Source organism: Acinetobacter sp. ANC_7654, from assembly GCF_056779855.1.
The window spans coordinates 1-16625 of the sequence record NZ_JBWYIR010000009.1 but is presented as its reverse complement, the minus strand read 5'-3'; the positions used below and the strand labels follow the sequence as shown (position 1 = coordinate 16625).

At 38.1% G+C, this 16625-nt stretch carries 19 protein-coding genes; 14 read left to right on the top strand and 5 right to left on the bottom strand.

Annotated elements, in window-relative coordinates; all coding sequences use genetic code 11:
* The first annotated feature begins 89 nt into the window (after window positions 1–89).
* The 5 genes from AC1M86_RS10430 to bioD all read left to right on the top strand — a co-directional run bounded on the left by AC1M86_RS10430 (window position 90) and on the right by bioD (window position 4764).
* Entirely contained in the window at window positions 90–815 is a 726-nt protein-coding gene (locus AC1M86_RS10430) for an alpha/beta hydrolase family protein (RefSeq protein WP_212771600.1), read from the top strand.
* An 82-nt stretch (window positions 816–897) separates the two neighbouring features.
* On the top strand, window positions 898–2181 hold the full coding sequence (bioA, locus tag AC1M86_RS10425) for an adenosylmethionine--8-amino-7-oxononanoate transaminase (RefSeq protein WP_481607903.1): 1284 nt from the start codon (window positions 898–900) through the stop codon (window positions 2179–2181).
* Entirely contained in the window at window positions 2178–3335 is a 1158-nt protein-coding gene (locus AC1M86_RS10420) for an 8-amino-7-oxononanoate synthase (RefSeq protein ID WP_481607902.1), read from the top strand. Before bioA ends, AC1M86_RS10420 begins: the two co-directional genes overlap by 4 nt.
* Window positions 3336–3343: 8 nt before the next feature.
* Entirely contained in the window at window positions 3344–4123 is a 780-nt protein-coding gene (bioC, locus tag AC1M86_RS10415; RefSeq protein WP_481607901.1) for a malonyl-ACP O-methyltransferase BioC, read from the top strand.
* Complete coding sequence (bioD, locus tag AC1M86_RS10410; protein WP_481607900.1) at window positions 4120–4764, top strand: dethiobiotin synthase; 645 nt, start codon at window positions 4120–4122, stop codon at window positions 4762–4764. Before bioC ends, bioD begins: the two co-directional genes overlap by 4 nt.
* Window positions 4765–5261: 497 nt before the next feature.
* Here the strand turns inward: bioD and rluB are convergent, their stop codons facing one another.
* From rluB to AC1M86_RS10395, 3 genes are read right to left on the bottom strand one after another with little or no spacing between them, the layout of a single operon-like run.
* Window positions 5262–6428, bottom strand: a complete 1167-nt coding sequence (rluB, locus tag AC1M86_RS10405) for a 23S rRNA pseudouridine(2605) synthase RluB (protein ID WP_081403293.1) — start codon at window positions 6426–6428, stop codon at window positions 5262–5264.
* A 41-nt stretch (window positions 6429–6469) separates the two neighbouring features.
* A complete protein-coding gene (scpB, locus tag AC1M86_RS10400; protein WP_035269219.1) occupies window positions 6470–7060 on the bottom strand; it encodes an SMC-Scp complex subunit ScpB in 591 nt (196 codons plus the stop codon).
* A complete protein-coding gene (locus AC1M86_RS10395; RefSeq protein WP_481597909.1) occupies window positions 7057–7848 on the bottom strand; it encodes a segregation and condensation protein A in 792 nt (263 codons plus the stop codon). The genes scpB and AC1M86_RS10395 overlap by 4 nt, the downstream gene beginning before the upstream one ends.
* A gap of 281 nt (window positions 7849–8129) precedes the next feature.
* Between AC1M86_RS10395 and AC1M86_RS10390 the strand changes: the two genes are divergently transcribed.
* Both AC1M86_RS10390 and AC1M86_RS10385 read left to right on the top strand, forming a co-directional pair.
* Window positions 8130–8399 (top strand): hypothetical protein, encoded by a 270-nt coding sequence (locus AC1M86_RS10390; RefSeq protein ID WP_481607899.1) that lies wholly within the window; start codon window positions 8130–8132, stop codon window positions 8397–8399.
* 12 nt (window positions 8400–8411) lie between these two features.
* Window positions 8412–8861 carry a GNAT family N-acetyltransferase gene (locus AC1M86_RS10385; RefSeq protein ID WP_481607898.1) on the top strand — a complete coding sequence of 150 codons (450 nt, stop codon included), beginning with the start codon at window positions 8412–8414 and terminating at the stop codon, window positions 8859–8861.
* A gap of 32 nt (window positions 8862–8893) precedes the next feature.
* Here the strand turns inward: AC1M86_RS10385 and AC1M86_RS10380 are convergent, their stop codons facing one another.
* Window positions 8894–9511 carry an L-threonylcarbamoyladenylate synthase gene (locus AC1M86_RS10380; RefSeq protein ID WP_035269212.1) on the bottom strand — a complete coding sequence of 206 codons (618 nt, stop codon included), beginning with the start codon at window positions 9509–9511 and terminating at the stop codon, window positions 8894–8896.
* An 81-nt stretch (window positions 9512–9592) separates the two neighbouring features.
* Complete coding sequence (locus AC1M86_RS10375) at window positions 9593–10255, bottom strand: elongation factor P hydroxylase (RefSeq protein ID WP_180028321.1); 663 nt, start codon at window positions 10253–10255, stop codon at window positions 9593–9595.
* Window positions 10256–10352: 97 nt separating this feature from the next.
* Here AC1M86_RS10375 and AC1M86_RS10370 point away from each other — a divergent pair, with 97 nt between their 5' ends.
* The 7 genes from AC1M86_RS10370 to AC1M86_RS10340 all read left to right on the top strand — a co-directional run.
* Window positions 10353–10910, top strand: coding sequence for a YceD family protein (locus tag AC1M86_RS10370; RefSeq protein WP_179999015.1), 558 nt, complete (start codon window positions 10353–10355; stop codon window positions 10908–10910).
* 77 nt (window positions 10911–10987) lie between these two features.
* Window positions 10988–11173 carry a 50S ribosomal protein L32 gene (gene rpmF, locus AC1M86_RS10365; protein WP_035269206.1) on the top strand — a complete coding sequence of 62 codons (186 nt, stop codon included), beginning with the start codon at window positions 10988–10990 and terminating at the stop codon, window positions 11171–11173.
* A 213-nt stretch (window positions 11174–11386) separates the two neighbouring features.
* Window positions 11387–12373: an ACP S-malonyltransferase gene (gene fabD / locus AC1M86_RS10360; protein WP_481587231.1), complete on the top strand. Its 987-nt coding sequence runs from the start codon at window positions 11387–11389 to the stop codon at window positions 12371–12373.
* Complete coding sequence (gene fabG, locus AC1M86_RS10355) at window positions 12370–13104, top strand: 3-oxoacyl-ACP reductase FabG (protein ID WP_481589204.1); 735 nt, start codon at window positions 12370–12372, stop codon at window positions 13102–13104. Before fabD ends, fabG begins: the two co-directional genes overlap by 4 nt.
* A gap of 84 nt (window positions 13105–13188) precedes the next feature.
* Complete coding sequence (acpP, locus tag AC1M86_RS10350) at window positions 13189–13425, top strand: acyl carrier protein (RefSeq protein WP_035269198.1); 237 nt, start codon at window positions 13189–13191, stop codon at window positions 13423–13425.
* Between the two features lie 197 nt (window positions 13426–13622).
* Window positions 13623–14096, top strand: a complete 474-nt coding sequence (gene lysM / locus AC1M86_RS10345; protein WP_035269196.1) for a peptidoglycan-binding protein LysM — start codon at window positions 13623–13625, stop codon at window positions 14094–14096.
* Window positions 14097–14749: 653 nt separating this feature from the next.
* Window positions 14750–16625, top strand: a 1876-nt coding sequence (locus AC1M86_RS10340) for a GA-like domain-containing protein (RefSeq protein ID WP_481607897.1), incomplete at its 3' end; no start/stop codon positions are given.

Below are 16625 nucleotides of genomic sequence, written 5' to 3'. Positions count from 1 at the left end.
AAAATCAAAGTGAAATTGAATGATTTGCTCAATGAGTTATTGTGCTTGGCTTTATATACTGACCGAAAACGATCAGCTAAGGATTGGCAATCATGAGTAAAATCTTATTAATTACCGGTTGGGGACTCGGAACAAAACCACTCGAAAACTTAAAAACTGCTTTGGATATGGCAGGATTTCAAATCGATCTGATTAATATCTTTAATGCACTCGACCCTGTTGAATTATCTAAACATGTTGAGTTAGCTAAAAAAGTCGATGTCATTATAGGGTGGTCTTTAGGCGGGCAATTAGCAACATTGCTCACCCAAAAGGTTTTCGAGCTTTCAGGTCAGGCAAAAACGTTAATTACTTTAGCATCGAATCCTTGCTTCGTTGCCAATGAACGCTGGTCTACAGGTATGCCGCTTTCTACTTTTCAAAGTTTTAGAGAGTCTTTTGAAAATGACCCCATGACCACTTTAAAGCGATTTTGTTATCTGGTCTCACAGGGCAGCCAAACTGCTAAACAAGATTGGCAATCTTTGCAAAATTCAATTACGAGTGAAGAGCTAGATTTAAAAAAGCAGGGCTTGGATTTACTATATCATCTTAATACTGTCGAGATATTGAAAAATTATGTCGGAAAACAATTACATGTATTTGCTGATGATGATGGATTAGTTAGTAACAAAGTTCTAGATAATATCCGAAAGATAGATGCAAAGTTTTTTAAATTCGAAATTATCCCAGGCTCTCACTGCTTTTCAATTTTTAGAGCTACACAACTAAGTGACAAAATCGTTCAATATCTAAGAAAGAATGAGAAATCCTGATGAATATTGTCTAATCAGGCAATTCATAACAAAAATAATTCGCGTTATGCTCTGTCTAGATTAATAAGGAAATTCTTCCAGGATGGTTGACGAATTCGATTTAGCACACTTATGGCACCCTTATACTTCGATGTTAAACCCACTGCCGACATATAAAGTAAAAAAGGCTACAGGGGTGATGATTGAACTTGAAGATGGCCGTCAACTCATTGATGGTATGTCATCTTGGTGGTGTGCCATTCACGGATATAACCATCCTCAACTTAATCAAGCTGTGTCGGATCAATTGCAGCACATGTCACACATTATGTTTGGTGGGCTAACTCATGATCCTGCGATTGAATTAGGGAAGGCATTATTAAAAATTACACCACCTCAATTAGATAAAATATTCTATGCGGACTCAGGTTCTGTCGCTGTTGAAGTCGCACTAAAGATGGCAGTTCAATATTGGACCGCACAAAATAAGAAAGATAAAACCAGTTTTATCACGACGCGTTCTGGTTACCATGGTGATACATGGAATGCAATGTCAGTATGTGATCCAGTTACTGGGATGCATCAGGTCTTTGGTTCTAGTTTACCTTCTCGTTATTTTGTTCCTGCACCGCAGACTAGATTTGATGAAGATTGGAATCCAGCAGATATTCTTGTATTGGCAGAAACTTTAAAAAACCATCATGCCACTATCGCTGCCATGATTGTTGAGCCGATTGTGCAAGGTGCTGGAGGCATGCGTTTCTATCATCCTGAATATTTACGCGAAGCCAAGAGGCTATGCGATCAATATCAGGTGTTAATGATATTTGATGAAATTGCCACGGGGTTTGGGCGAACAGGTAAATTATTTGCTTGGGAACACGCTCAAGTTGAACCAGACATCATGTGTATTGGTAAGGCGCTGACCGGTGGGTATATGACTTTATCTGCAACACTGACCACACGACATGTCGCTGAAGTGATCAGCTCTGGTGAAGCTGGCGTATTTATGCATGGACCTACATTTATGGCGAACCCCTTGGCTTGTGCTGTCGCCTTAAAGAGTACTGAGCTTTTATTGTCACAAGATTGGCAGTCCAATATTCAAAGAATAGAGCAAATTCTAAAACATTATTTACATAGATTAGATGATCAAGCGCATATTCAAGATGTTCGTGTGCTCGGTACTATCGGTGTTGTTGAGCTTAAACAAAATGTTGATATGAAAACGCTGCAACAGCGTTTCGTAGAACGAGGCGTGTGGATTCGTCCTTTTGGAAAATTAGTTTATGTCATGCCACCTTTTGTGATTTCAGATGTCGAACTCACTGAATTATTAACGCAGTTGGTAAGTGTTGTGATGGAACTTGCAGAGGAAATGAGATGAATCTGTTGGACCACTACGCAGAGCAGTTAGACTCATTAAAACAAACTGGAAATTTTCGGCAGTTTAAATCCATCGTTCAGCATGGAAAATGGGTTGAGCTTCAGCAACAAAGAATGTTGAATCTATCGAGTAATGATTATTTAGGAATTGCGTCAGATCTACAAATAAGAGAAGCATTTTTTGATCATTGTTCAGTAGATTCAAAAAGAATGAGCTCTTCATCTTCAAGATTACTCACAGGAAATTATCCTGAATATGAGCAATTTGAAGATGACATGAGTCAATCATTCAATCAAAGGGCAGTCCTGTTATTCAACAGTGGCTATCACATGAATATTGGTATTTTGCCTGCGATTGCTGATAGTCAGACTTTAATTCTTTCGGATAAATTGATTCACGCCAGCATGATTGATGGGATTCGCTTAAGTAAAGCGAAGCTGATACGTTATCGACATAATGATCTGCTTCATTTAAAGCAATTGATCGAGCAATATCATGATGATCCCTTGTATCAAAGAATCATTGTGGTAACTGAATCAATTTTTAGTATGGATGGTGATGAAACTGATTTAACTGCGTTGGTGAGTCTGAAATATCAGTTCAGTAAAATCATGTTATATGTTGATGAAGCACATGCTATTGGTGTTCGGGGAGAGCAAGGGCTCGGTTGTGCTGAACAATATGCTGTCATAGATGATATCGATTTTTTAGTCGGAACATTCGGGAAAGCACTCGCATCTGTTGGTGGATACATTGTGTGTCATCCAATCTTAAAAGATTATTTAATCAACAAAATGCGCTCTTTGATTTTTAGTACCGCACAACCACCCATCAACATGGCTTGGACGCATTTTATTTGGAATAAAATGAAAAAAATGCAGGAGCAACGTGCTCATTTAAGTGATTTGAGTCTGCAACTGCGTCAATATATTCTTGAGCAAGGTTACGAATGTCCTTCAAGCTCGCAGATTATTCCTTTAATTTTAGGTGATTCTCAGCGTGCACTTGAGCGCGCACAACAATTACAACAATCTGGTTTTTATATTTTGCCGGTTCGGCCACCAACGGTTCCACAAGGAAGTTCACGCCTGAGAATTTGTATGAATTCTCAGCTGAATCAAGATGAATTGGAGCGGTTGAAAGAACAATTATGAATGACTCTATGTTGAACAAATTTATTCAAAAAGAAATGATTGCTACTCGATTTGCAAAATCGCATTGGACTTATGCAGATCAGGCACGTATTCAACAAAATGTAGCGAAGCATTTAAGCGAGCTGATGCGTCTTTATGTTTCATCTTCTGAGCTTGCTAAAGTATTTGAAATTGGATGTGGAACTGGAAATCTAACTCAAGAGATGTTTCATCATTTTAAAATGGATCAAGTCATTTTGAATGATTTATATGCTGATGTTGAGCATACCATCAGTCATCATCAGCCTGTCGAGTGGCGTATTGGTGATGTCGAAAAAATTGAGTTACCCAAAGACCTTGATTTATGTGCCTCAAGCTCTGCATTACAGTGGATGTCTGAGTTTGAAAGATTGATACAGAAAATTTATTCGGCTTTAAAGCCCAATGGTTATTTTTGCTTTTCAACTTATGGGCCTCAGAACTTAAAAGAAATTAAATCCTTAACTGGACAAGGATTAAAATATTTTGATCAAAGCCAAATTAAAAGCTTACTAGAGCAGAACGGATTTGAAGTGATGCACTGTGAACAACAATTGGCTCAATTACACTTCGCGCACCCAAAATTGGTCCTAAAACATTTACAGGCCACAGGTGTGACGGCAACCTCACAGGGGTTTCGTTGGACGAAGGAAAGTTTGAATCAGTTTTATCTAGGTTACCGACAATTTATTGCGACTGATGAGCAAGAGAATCTTGTATATCCTTTAACGTATCACCCTATATTTTTTATCGCACGGAGTAAGTCATGAGTGCTCAAATCTACTTTGTGAGCGGTATTGATACTGGAATTGGAAAAACATATGTCACTGGTTATTTGGCAAAAATTTGGCGTGAACAAGGGCGGAATGTCATTACTCAGAAATTAATTCAAACGGGTAATGTGGATGTTTCTGAAGATATTGAAAAACATCGTGAAATTATGGGGTGTGGTTGGTTAGAGGAAGATACTCAAAAACTCACTATGCCTGAAATTTTCAGTTATCCTGCATCGCCTCACTTAGCGACACGTATAGATGGGCGAAGTATTGATTTCGCTAAAATTGAACAAGCGACTCAACAGTTGTCCTCTTCATATGAAGTTGTTTTACTTGAAGGGGCGGGTGGCTTGATGGTCCCTCTAACAACACAATATTTAACCATTGATTATTTGGTGGATAAAAAATATCCCATAATTTTGGTGAGTTCGGGGCGTTTGGGAAGCATCAACCATACTTTGTTGAGCTTAGAGGCACTGAAGCATCGTGGGCTTGAGTTATATGCTCTAGCATATAATTTGAATGCTGAATCTGACGATGAGCTTATTTCACGTGATACATCTACCTACTTAAAAAATTATTTATCGCAACATTTTCCAACAGCACGATGGGTCGATATACCTAAATTAGATTGATCTGAATGATTTTCTATTTCGTGCTTTTAAATTTTTATTGGCGTACTTGAGTATAAAAGGTAAAACAAAAAAATGGACTAATATGGTTACTAGCATAACCATTATAAATGCGCCCGAGAAACTCGAGGCATGCATAGCCCCCAATAAAGAGTATAGAGTGATGGATATGGGAGCGATGCTGGCTAATATATAGCTTTTAGCAGGATTATTTTGACTGAATTTCATTGTAAATAATGGTATATAGTTAAGAATTACGAAAAAATATAATCCGCAACAAAACAATACTCCTGCCCAAGGATATTGATATTCATCTTGTAATAATCCTCTTGATTGTAAATAGCTTGAAAGGAATTGCCCTTCATAAGCGATATAACAGCAAGCCAATAGATAAATGATGAAGAGATACAGGAGAGTAGTATAATTTTTTATCATGATTTTGAATGGTTATTATGAAAAAAGCCACTATAAAAATAGTGGCTTTTTGATTCAAGTTTTAATTAAAACTTTTTAAAACCTTTGTTAATACCAAAAGGTTTGCGTTGACCAAATTTATTTTCATTACGTGGTTTGTAATCAACAGAATTGCCGTTTACTTCACCTTTGTTTTCAGGACGCTTATTGCGGAAATCCTGATTTTCAGTGCGAGGGGCACGATTGTTGAATCGATTCTCAAAGCCTTCTTGACGTGGCGCACGTGCATTGAAACGGTTTTCTGAGCCTTCTTGACGCGGTGCGCGATTGTTAAATCGATTATCGCTGCGGCTTTGATCAGCACCACCTTGACGGAAGTCACGGCGTGGTTCTTGATGCTCGCCTTCGTCACGGCGTTGTTGGCGTAAATAACCACCACGACGTGCTGCAAGTGGTTTCTCTTGCATACGTTCATTGCGGCGTTTCGCCATACCGTAAAGACCAGTACCTTGACGTGGTTTGAGTTCAACAGACTTAGTTAAGTTATCAATGTCATTTTTATCAAGTTCAATCCAACGACCTGTACGTAATTCACGTGGCAGAATGACTGTACCATAACGTGTACGTAATAGACGGCTGACTTTTAGACCTTGTGATTCAAAGATGCGGCGTACTTCACGGTTACGTCCTTCTTTTACAACCACTTGATACCAACGGTTAATCCCTTCACCACCAATTTCCGAGAATGACTCAAATTTTGCTGGACCATCATCGAGCATGACACCATCTGTCATGTTCTTTTTCAGTTGAGGGGTCACTTCACCCATCACACGTACAGCATATTCGCGTTCAATTTCACTAGATGGATGCATTAAGCGGTTTGCAAGCTCGCCATCGTTTGTGAAAAGTAATAATCCTGTTGAGTTGATATCTAAACGACCAACCATGACCCAACGATCACCCGGAATTGATGGTAATTGATCAAATACAGTTGGGCGATTTTCAGGGTCGTTACGTGAACAGATTTCACCTTCAGGTTTGTAGTAAATCAATACACGACGACGGATTTCATCTTCAATTTGGAACTGTACTTTACGACCATCGATACGAAGCTCATCGGTTGGTTCGATACGTTCACCTACTTGAGCAACTTGACCGTTGACACTAACACGACCGGCAGCAATGACTTCTTCCATATAGCGGCGAGAGCCCAAACCTACACGTGCCAATACCTTTTGCAATTTTTCACTCATAACAGCATAACCTTAGAAATAATCATCAACAGTTCACCTATTTACGACTTGGGTGCGTGAGCATCCAATGCCATAAAAGCTTCCTTGGCATCCTGTAGGGGAGGCAGTTGATTTAAATCACTTAAACCAAAAGCATTTAAAAATTGTGGCGTTGTAACCAACAACGCGGGTCTTCCTGGAAGTTCCCGGAAACCAGACTCTTTAATCCAGTTCCAATCGAATAACGTTCTGAGTTGCTGACTGTTATTCGTGACTCCTCGAATTTGCTCAATATCGGCTCGGGTAACGGGCTGATGATAAGCAATCACTGCTAGAGTTTCTAACAATGATGGTGATAATTTAGTTGGACGTTCTGGCCAAGTTTGTGCAATCACTTGTCGATACTTAGCACGAACTTGAAAGCGAAAACCTTGAGCTGTTTCAGTCAGCTCAATTGAACGACCGTGTTGTAACACTGCAAGCTGTTGCAAATATGCGCGCAGTTGTTGTTTGGAAAATTGGTTTTGAAATGCCTCTTTCAAGCGTGCAATAGAAACAGGCGCTTCACTGGCAAAAATAATAGCTTCGAGCTGCATGAGCACTTCGTGGTGTAACTCATCAACTTGAAAGGAGTTTGATTGATCAATGGTCATATCATCAGCCCTTGAATTGCCAGCGGGGCTTCAATACCTGATGCAATAATTTGAACTTTTTGCTGACGTGTTAGCTCTAATATTGCCATAAACGTCACCACTAACCCCATACGGCCTTGACTTGGTTTTAAAAGTTGATCAAATTTCAAAACTTCACCTGATTTTGTCATCTGTTCAATATAGGCAATACGTTCTTCAAGCAAAACAGGTTCTTGAGTAATCTGGTGTGTAACAGGCTCTGGGCGATTAAAAATACAAAACATTGCATCGCGCAGAAGAGAGGCTTCATAACCTTCATTTACTGTATTAATTTGTCCAAGACTAACGTTGGGTAGAAAAGTATCACGGTCTAAAATTGGCATTTGACCGAGACGCTCAGCAGCTTGCTTGATCCTTAAATATGTCTCTAAGCGATCTATTAATTCTTGTTTTGGATCTTTTTCAATTTGAATTGATTTAGGTTTAGGAAGCAGTAAGCGTGATTTTAAATCTGCTAATAATGCCGCCATCACCATATAATCTGCGGTTAACTCAATATTGAGTGACTTCATACTGTCAATATATGACAAATATTGCGTTGCAATCGGAGCTATATCGAGCTGAAGTAGATCGAAACCGTTTTTTTGGATGAGGTAAATTAAAAAGTCGAGTGGTCCTTCGAAATGTTCTAATAGAATTTCGAATGCTGCAGGCGGTATATATAAATCTTCAGGAATCGTATCTTGCCACTCATCTAAAACACGGATGTGTGGAAGTGCGTCCATGGGATTATGGATAGCTTGAGTCATTACAATTATTAGCCACGCGAATTTTCAAAAGCATGTTGGGCGATTCAGGAGATCACATATCGAAATCAGTAAAAGGACAGTGATTCGAATAGCATAAAAACAATATGGGTATTCTAAATTAAATCGAGTGCTGAATATATCTTTATCCGCAGTTTTACGATAAAAAATTTGAAATAAATAGGTAGTATTTTTTAAGGTTATATAGATATATTTAGTGTTTTAACTAATAAATGTAAACTGGTATTCATTGTTAGCGTGTATTCGACGAGAAGTAAAAGAGTATGAATAATTTTCAAAAAGTAGAACAAAATGTATATGAACAAAGTGTAGGTATAAAAGTTCACTCATATACTCACCCTATAGACTCATTCAAAGCGTTGAGTGGAACGTATGTAAATTTATATCCCTTAAATTTAATTCAAAATATTGAAGAGCTTGCAAGAGATCTATTCCCACTCAAGATTACAGATGAGTTTATTTCAAGCTTTACCTATTTGCCTTACGATGCGCCAACTTCGATTGAAGATTTGTCATATAAACTCTCATCGTAATTTGGTACACAAGTGAATATTTATTATGTTATTCGCATAGCGAAAAAACCAGTGGGGTGGATCGCATTGATGAATATCGGGTTGGATGATGGAGTGGTTGAAATTGGGAATGTATACTTCTCAGCAGATTTAAAACGGTCTAGAGCTGCTACAGAATTATTATTTTTACTGTTGAATGAGTGTTTTACTTTAGGATTTAGGCGTATAGAGTGGAAGTGTCATGAGTTGAACTTAGCTTCCAAAAAAGCCGCGCTACGATTCGGTTTTCAATATGAAGGAATGTTTAGACAACATAAAGTGGTCAAGGGAAGAAACCGAAACACGCTTTGGTTTTCAATGTTGGATGAAGAGTGGCTGACTTTAAAAGAAAGTTATTTAGCTTGGCTTGAACCAAGCAACTTTACGCAAGAGGGTCAACAAATAAAGACCCTCCAAGTAATTTATAAAGAAAAATCAGCGTAAATTAAATAAAGCGAGATGAATGGTGAGGCATTTTACTCAAAAGCACTCACATCACCCACGCCACGGCGGATAATTTCAGGTTGACTTCCTGAGAGATCAACAATACTTGTTGTTGTTAATGTGCCAAGTCCACTATCAATAAAAACATCAATTCTTTTACTTAATTGTTGTTCTATTTCATATGGATCATCCAAAGGCTCAGTTTGACCTGGAAGAATCAGGGTGCTGGTGAGTAAAGGCTCACCCAGCTCTTTAAGAAGCATTTGACAGACTGGGTTGCTCGGTACACGTAAACCAATGGTTTTCTTTTTGGGGTGCATCAAGCGACGAGGGACTTCACTTGTCGCTTGCAAAATAAAGGTGGTAATCGCAGGTGTATTATTTTTAAGCAGACGATAAGTTGCATTATCCACTTTTGCATACGTTGCAATATCTGAGAGATCCGCACATAAGATCGCATATTGATGCTTAGCACCAAGATCACGGATTTGAGCAATTCGTTCCATTGCTTGCTTATTACCAATTTGGCATCCGATGGCATAGGCCGCATCTGTTGGATAAACCACGACATCGCCTGCACGTATTCTTTCTACTGCTTGAGTAATAAGTCGAGATTGTGGATTGTCAGGATGTACTCTTAAATGAAGCATTTTATTTTCTCCTGATTATTTTTTCGTATTATTGCGTGCATAGACATTCACTTCAATGTCATGAATATATATTTACTAGACTTAATCTAGCGATGCACGAGAAAATTCATCCAAATGTAATGTTTTGCCACTTCTGAGACACTTACAGATGCACTGAATAAAGTGTTGAGCATCTCTTGGAAGCTGAGCGTCACCTGAAAAATAGCGCTGTACTTGAGCATAAACATTGTCTTTAAAAGACTGTCCATCACCACCTTCACCCGTTAAATTGTCCAGAGAAACGCGGAATTTTCGACCAAAGGCTGTGGCAAACATCCATTCTATTGCTTGAGGTTTAATTTCGACTTGTTCAAATAGGGCTTGTTGTTCAGCGGTTCGACCATCTGGTGCATACCAGTAGCCAAGATCAGGAAGAGTGCGACGATGATCTCCTGCGATTGTCCAATGACTTATTTCATGTAAAGCACTATTGAAAAATCCATGTGCGAATTGGATGCGAGCGGGTTGTTGGTCTGAGGCAGGGAAGTATTCAGGTTCAAAGTCGCCTTTGACTAATGTGACATTTAAGTGGGAAAACCAATGATTAAAGTGTAAGATAAGCCAGTCTACCTGTTGAGCTTCTGTTTGCAGATTTACCCAAGGTGCGAGTTGCACGCGGTCTAAGTGATCGGTCAAATTTGAGGTCGAAGGATAGTGTAACTGTAATGAAGTTGTGACTTCAGGTTGCGGCTGCAACTGATGCATGACTTGATTAACCCAAATGATCTGTCTGAATAAGTGCAAAATTGTATCTTAATCTTTGACAGAGTACTTATGAATTTGTAGAATTGCCGCCTTAATTATGTCAGCAAATACCTTTCCGGCACAGATTGAGCCGTTTAAATGGGCTGAACAGGGCTTCACATGGTCAGGTACACTGCCATTGTCGCGCTTTGTTCGTATATCCCGTGAAGCTGTTGGGTCAATTGATAATCAATTGATCAACATAGACTGTAAGCTATCAATGGATGCGTATCATCGTATCGTTTGGCTTGATGGTAGTGTTGAAACGAAGGTTCCAATGGAATGCCAACGTTGTTTGGATACTGTTGAATTACCTCTCGAATTGGACTTTCATCTGGCTTTAGTCGATGATGAGTCACTGATAGAGCGCTTGGATGAGGATGCTGATTTCATCGTCTTAGGTGAGAGTGAAGCAACGACAAAAGGTTCATTTGATGCACCTGCAACCGCTGATTTACTTTCTCTCATAGAAGATGAATTGTTATTGTTGATTCCTTTGTCACCAAGACATGAGTCTTGTGAGCATAAGCATCAACCTGCCCAAGAAGAAGTTGTTGAAGAAAAACGAGATAATCCGTTTGGTGTTTTGGCAGCTTTGAAGGGTAAACTTAACTAATTTTTGTGTTATACTCTTAGGTATAAGACAATCGAATTTGTTCTGATCCATTTTTTCGATCTTTGTAAGGAGCCATCATGGCCGTTCAGCAAAACCGTAAAAGTCGCTCTCGCCGTGACATGCGCCGTTCACATGACGCTTTAACCGAGAATGCATTAACAGTAGACCAAACGACTGGTGAAACTCACCGTCGTCACCACGTAACTAAAGATGGTGTCTACCGTGGTCGCCAATTATTCGCTAAAGCAGCTGATGCTGAATAATTGGTGATGTATTAAGCGTCAAGCTTAGTAGAAAAAATGGGAGCGTAAGCTCCCTTTTTTTATTTGTATTTTTTGTTGTATTTGGCAATTACCAAAGCTTTTTTTTAATGATAAATTTCGCTCCATCAAATCAGTTAAGACTTGAGTTTGATGTTCAAGATGATCGAAATTAATCAAAATTGAATAGTCAAGCTCTGAATAAAGGATTTTTATATGTCTGCTAAACGCCTCGAGCAAGCCGTTCTTGCGACCAAAACTGCATTTGTTTTTCCTGGACAGGGTTCTCAAAAAGCAGGAATGTTAGCGGAGCTTGCAGAACAGTTTAGTAGTGTGCAAGAAACGTTTGCTGAAGCTTCTGAAGCACTCGGCTTTGATTTATGGCACATTGCGCAAAGTGGTGAAGGGTTAAACCAAACTGAATTTACACAACCAGTACTGCTCACAGCAAGCATTGCTTTATGGCGTGTATGGTTAGAGCTTGGTGGTGTCGTTCCTAAATATTTAGCGGGACATTCACTGGGTGAATACAGTGCATTGGTTGCTGCAGAATCTTTAAGCTTAAAAGATGCAGTTAAATTGGTGAACTTACGAGGTAAGTTGATGCAAGATGCTGTCCCTCAGGGGCAAGGTGCTATGGCTGCGATTCTTGGTCTTGATGATGCTAAGGTTGTAGAACTGTGTGCTCAAGTCACCGCTCAAGGTGAGGGTTCGGTGGAGGCTGCAAACTATAATGCACAGGGTCAAGTTGTGGTGGCAGGTGATACTTCACGAGTTGAAGCGTTAATAGCTTTGGTAAAAGAGCAAGGTGCAAAAGCAATTGCGTTACCAGTATCAGTACCATCACATTGTTCATTAATGAAGCCAGCGGCAGCAGAGTTTGCCAAAGCTTTAGCAGATGTTGATATTCAATTACCTCGCATTCCAGTGATTCAAAATGTCAATGCACAAGTGGCTGACAGTGTTGATGAATTGCGTACAGCGTTGACATCACAACTTTATCAGTCTGTCCAATGGACTAAAACACTTCAAGTATTGGCTGATCAAGATGTGAGCTATGTTGTTGAATGTGGTCCTGGGAATGTATTAACAAATTTAGCAAAACGTCTAGCACATGTTGAAAAAGCATTGCCTTTAGATACTAAATCTCGTTTAGAAGATGCTTTAAATACTGTATTAGTTGCAGAAGGGAAAATTGCATGACGCAGGAACGTAAAGTCGCGTTAGTGACAGGTGCAAGCCGTGGTATTGGTGCTGCGATTGCACAACAGCTGATCGAAGATGGCTTTTTTGTTGTAGGTACGGCTACATCTGATTCTGGTGCTGAAAAATTATCTACACAATTTGCTGAACATGGTGCAGGAAAAGTACTCGATGTTCGTGATGGAGCTGCAATTGATGCACTCATTACAGATATTGAACAAAGTTTTGGTCCTGTACTTGTTCTTGTGAATAATGCAGGTATCACAAAAGATAATCTACTGCTTCGTATGTCTGAAGATGATTGGGATGATATCCAAAATATTCATCTTAAAGCAGTGTTCCGTCTCTCTAAACGTGTATTGAAAGGTATGACGAAAGCGAGATTTGGACGAATTATCAATATTAGTTCTGTCGTTGCGCATTTTGCAAATCCAGGTCAAGCAAATTATTCAGCTGCGAAGGCTGGGATTGAAGCTTTTAGCCGCAGTTTGGCTAAAGAAATGGGCAGTCGTCAAATTACTGTCAATAGTATCGCGCCTGGCTTTATTGCAACTGAGATGACTGAACAGTTAAGTGATGAAATTCAGAAAAAAATGAGTGATCAAGTGGCATTGAACCGTTTTGGTCAGCCTCAAGATATCGCAAATGCAGTAAGTTTCCTTGCTTCTGATAAAGCAAGTTACATTACTGGTACGGTATTACACGTGAATGGCGGTTTATACATGGCGTAATGCGATGTATAAACTTTCAAATATATCAAGATTCAATTAAACTATAGGCATTATACGCCGCCACAAGCAATGAGGAGAATTCCTGTGAGCGATATCGAACAACGTATCAAACAAGCAGTAGCTGAACAACTTGGCTTAAAAGCTGAAGAGATTAAAAACGAAGCATCTTTCATGGATGACTTAGGTGCTGACTCTCTAGATCTAGTTGAGCTTGTAATGTCTTTCGAAAATGATTTCGACATTACTATTCCTGATGAAGACTCTAACGAAATTACAACTGTTCAATCTGCTATCGATTATGTAACTAAGAAATTAGCTTAATCATCAGATTCAGTTCTTTTCGAACTTAAAAGCTACCTTTATGGTGGCTTTTTTTTATTAAGGATTAAATTGCAATATTACATTAAGTTACCTTAAGTTTAAGAAAGATAACGGCGTTAGGTATAGTTCTTCTGTATAAAAATTAAGGGATCTAAATTATTTGATCACCAAACTGAAATAACAATAGGAGAATAACAATGGGTCTTTTTGATTTTGTGAAAGGTATTGGGAAAAAGAATACCGCACCAGCTGAGCAACAAGCTACACCAGCAACGCCAGCAGAGCCATCTGCTCAAGAAATTGCGAATAAATTATTGGGGCATATTAAATCACTTGGCTTACCAGTAACAGGACTGTCTGTGACTTATAATGCAAGCAGTGATTTAGCGACTGTAAAAGGACAAGTGCAAACTCAAGCAGATCGTGAAAAGATCATCTTGGCTGTGGGAAATATTGATCATGTTGCTCAAGTCGATGACCAACTTACTGTTTCATCTCCAGAGCCTGAAAGTAAATTCTATACAGTAAAATCAGGGGATAATCTTTCAAAAATTTCTAAAGAGTTTTATGGTGATGCAAATCAGTACAACAAAATTTTTGAAGCAAACCGACCATTACTTAAAAATGCAGATGATATTTTCCCGGGACAGGTTCTAAGAATTCCAAACTAAAATATTAGTGAATCTAAAAGACCGAGATTTAAATCTCGGTTTTTTATTTTAAAGTAACTTAATAATTTAAAACTGATTTCTAAATTATCAATATAAAACAATATTTTAACGCCTAGAAAATTTCTATAAATATATTTTAACTTCCATATTGCAATGGTGTTTTTGGCCATTTTTTAAGTTATTTCGAAGTAATAAGAATAAAAAATTGAAATAAACTCATTAATCCTAACTTTATGTTTTATATAGAAAAAATAAATTAGTAAAAATAAGTGTTTGAAAATAAATAAAATTTAATTTGTTTCAAGAAATAAAATATTGTTTCATTGGGTTTTATTATGTAACTTTAATTAAGTAATAGTGTAATTTTGTTTCTGGTGTTTTTTTGCAATATTTAAAAATTTTATGTCTAACTTATATAAAATAATAAATAATGAGATTTTTTTCACTATTAATTTATAAATTGTGACTTTGTTTAAAATTAAATATTCTCAATAAAAACATTGCTTTAAGAATTTCGAATGGGGTGTAAAAAATTTTTTTTAACTATGAATTTTTGTTGATTTTCAACTGACTTTTTATGACGTTTACATTGATTCTCAATCTGATAAAAAAATAGAGGGTTAAAGAATATCTTAATAATACTGGGTGACGTCATGAAAAATTTAGAAATACTATCAAAAAACGATGGGGCGGTTTTAGAAAAGACTACTGCTAATAAAATCGTATTAAACCAGAACTCAATTGTGAAAATTGATGCATCAATCGAAGAGGTCTTAAATTTTCAGAAAGAAGGAAATTCTTTAGTTATTAATTTTAAAAATGGCGAACAATTAGTTGTAGAAAGTTATTTTGACGATCCCTTAAATAGTCATAATATTTTATTTAATGACAATGGTCAGCTTTATTGGGTTGAGTTCACAGATGCTGCCAATGAAATAGCTTCGACTATTAAATATTATCCAATTGATGATATTTCAGCACTTATCGCTGGAAACTCAAGTACAGCTTTGACAGGGTTAACTCCATGGTTAATTGCAGGGGGATTAGCTGCTGGAGTAGTTGCTATTGCAGATAATATGAGTGATTCAGATAAAAAATTTAATTCTGTATCGCCGGAACCAGAACCACCAATTAACGATGAATTAGAAGAAGCAAAACAGCTCGTTAATGATGCAGAGAAAGCTTATCAAGATCTTAAAGATTTGATTGAAGATAAATTAAATGATGGGTTAATTACTCCTGAGGAAAAAGCTGAATTAGAGGAAGCATTACAAGATGCAAAGGATGCTAAAGATGCTGCTCAAGATAAAGTCGATAACTTGGTAGATGGCGAGGAAAAATCTGATTTACAAGATCGACTAGATGATTTGGTTGATGAAGAGTTGCCACCAATTAATGATCAAAATGGTGATGGTGTACCAGATGATCTCGAGCAAGCTTTACTAGATGCTGAAGAAGCTGTAGCCAATGCTGAACAAGCGTACGAAGCATTAAAAGATTTAATTTTAGAGAAGAATGAAAACGGCCTGATTACACCTGCTGAAAGAGCGGAATTAGATCAAGCTAAAGAGGCTTTCGAGAGTGCCAAAGCCTTAGCAGAAACTAAAACAAATTTATTACCAGAATCAGTTCAATCTCAAAAAGATGCTTTGCAGGAACGTCTTGAAGATTTAGTGGATATCATCCTACCTGAAATTAATGATGAAAATGATGATGGTATCGTAGATGATATCGCTGAAGCACTCATTGAAGCAGAGTTGGCTGTTGCGGAGGCTGAAGCAAAGTATGCAGCTGCTGAAAATGCTTTAACTGTTGCAAATCGTGATGGATTAATTAATCCAACAGAGCTTAATGCTTTACAGAATGCTTTAGAGCAGGCACAAATTGCTAAGTCAACTGCTCAAAGTAAAGTAAATGCTCTACCTGAATCTGTTCAGGAACAGAAAGATGCCTTTCAAAATCGATTAGATGATCTGACTGACATAAGTTTGCCTGCAGTAAATGACGCAGATGGTGATGGCATTGTAGATGGCTTACCAGAAGCGATTCAGGAAGCTCAGTCAGCTGTAGAAGAAGCTGAAGCTAAATATGCTGAAGCTCTTAATAATTTAGCTTTGGCTCAAAAAGATGGCTTAATTAACCCGCTTGAACTCAGTATTCTTGAACAGAAAGTACAGGCTGCACTTGATGCAAAAGAAGTTGCTCAAGATAAGGTAAATGTATTGCCAAATGGAGCGATTAAAGATGGTTTACAAGATCGTCTAGATGCTCTTGTAAATATTGACTTACCTGAAGTCAATGATGCAGATGGTGATGGCGTACCAGACGGCGAAGATATTACACTTGAAGAAGCAACAGAGGCAGTAGAGGCGGCTGAAGCAGCATATGCTGAGGCAGAGCAAGCACTAGCAGATGCAGAATCAGATGGTTTAATCACGCCAACAGAACTTGCTGAGCTGACTCAAGCACGTGATGATGCACTTGCTGCTAAAGAAGATGCACAAGCGAAAGTTGATGCACTTCCAGAAG

Excerpts from the sequence above, each read along its gene's own strand:
- bioA (WP_481607903.1), top strand. The coding sequence starts at position 898 with ATGGTTGACGAATTCGATTTAGCACACTTATGGCACCCTTATACTTCG.
- AC1M86_RS10420 (WP_481607902.1), top strand. The coding sequence starts at position 2,178 with ATGAATCTGTTGGACCACTACGCAGAGCAGTTAGACTCATTAAAACAA.
- bioC (WP_481607901.1), top strand. The coding sequence starts at position 3,344 with ATGTTGAACAAATTTATTCAAAAAGAAATGATTGCTACTCGATTTGCA.
- bioD (WP_481607900.1), top strand. The coding sequence starts at position 4,120 with ATGAGTGCTCAAATCTACTTTGTGAGCGGTATTGATACTGGAATTGGA.
- rluB (WP_081403293.1), bottom strand. The coding sequence starts at position 6,428 with ATGAGTGAAAAATTGCAAAAGGTATTGGCACGTGTAGGTTTGGGCTCT.
- scpB (WP_035269219.1), bottom strand. The coding sequence starts at position 7,060 with ATGACCATTGATCAATCAAACTCCTTTCAAGTTGATGAGTTACACCAC.
- AC1M86_RS10395 (WP_481597909.1), bottom strand. The coding sequence starts at position 7,848 with ATGACTCAAGCTATCCATAATCCCATGGACGCACTTCCACACATCCGT.
- AC1M86_RS10390 (WP_481607899.1), top strand. The coding sequence starts at position 8,130 with ATGAATAATTTTCAAAAAGTAGAACAAAATGTATATGAACAAAGTGTA.
- AC1M86_RS10380 (WP_035269212.1), bottom strand. The coding sequence starts at position 9,511 with ATGCTTCATTTAAGAGTACATCCTGACAATCCACAATCTCGACTTATT.
- AC1M86_RS10375 (WP_180028321.1), bottom strand. The coding sequence starts at position 10,255 with ATGCATCAGTTGCAGCCGCAACCTGAAGTCACAACTTCATTACAGTTA.
- AC1M86_RS10370 (WP_179999015.1), top strand. The coding sequence starts at position 10,353 with ATGTCAGCAAATACCTTTCCGGCACAGATTGAGCCGTTTAAATGGGCT.
- rpmF (WP_035269206.1), top strand. The coding sequence starts at position 10,988 with ATGGCCGTTCAGCAAAACCGTAAAAGTCGCTCTCGCCGTGACATGCGC.
- fabD (WP_481587231.1), top strand. The coding sequence starts at position 11,387 with ATGTCTGCTAAACGCCTCGAGCAAGCCGTTCTTGCGACCAAAACTGCA.
- fabG (WP_481589204.1), top strand. The coding sequence starts at position 12,370 with ATGACGCAGGAACGTAAAGTCGCGTTAGTGACAGGTGCAAGCCGTGGT.
- lysM (WP_035269196.1), top strand. The coding sequence starts at position 13,623 with ATGGGTCTTTTTGATTTTGTGAAAGGTATTGGGAAAAAGAATACCGCA.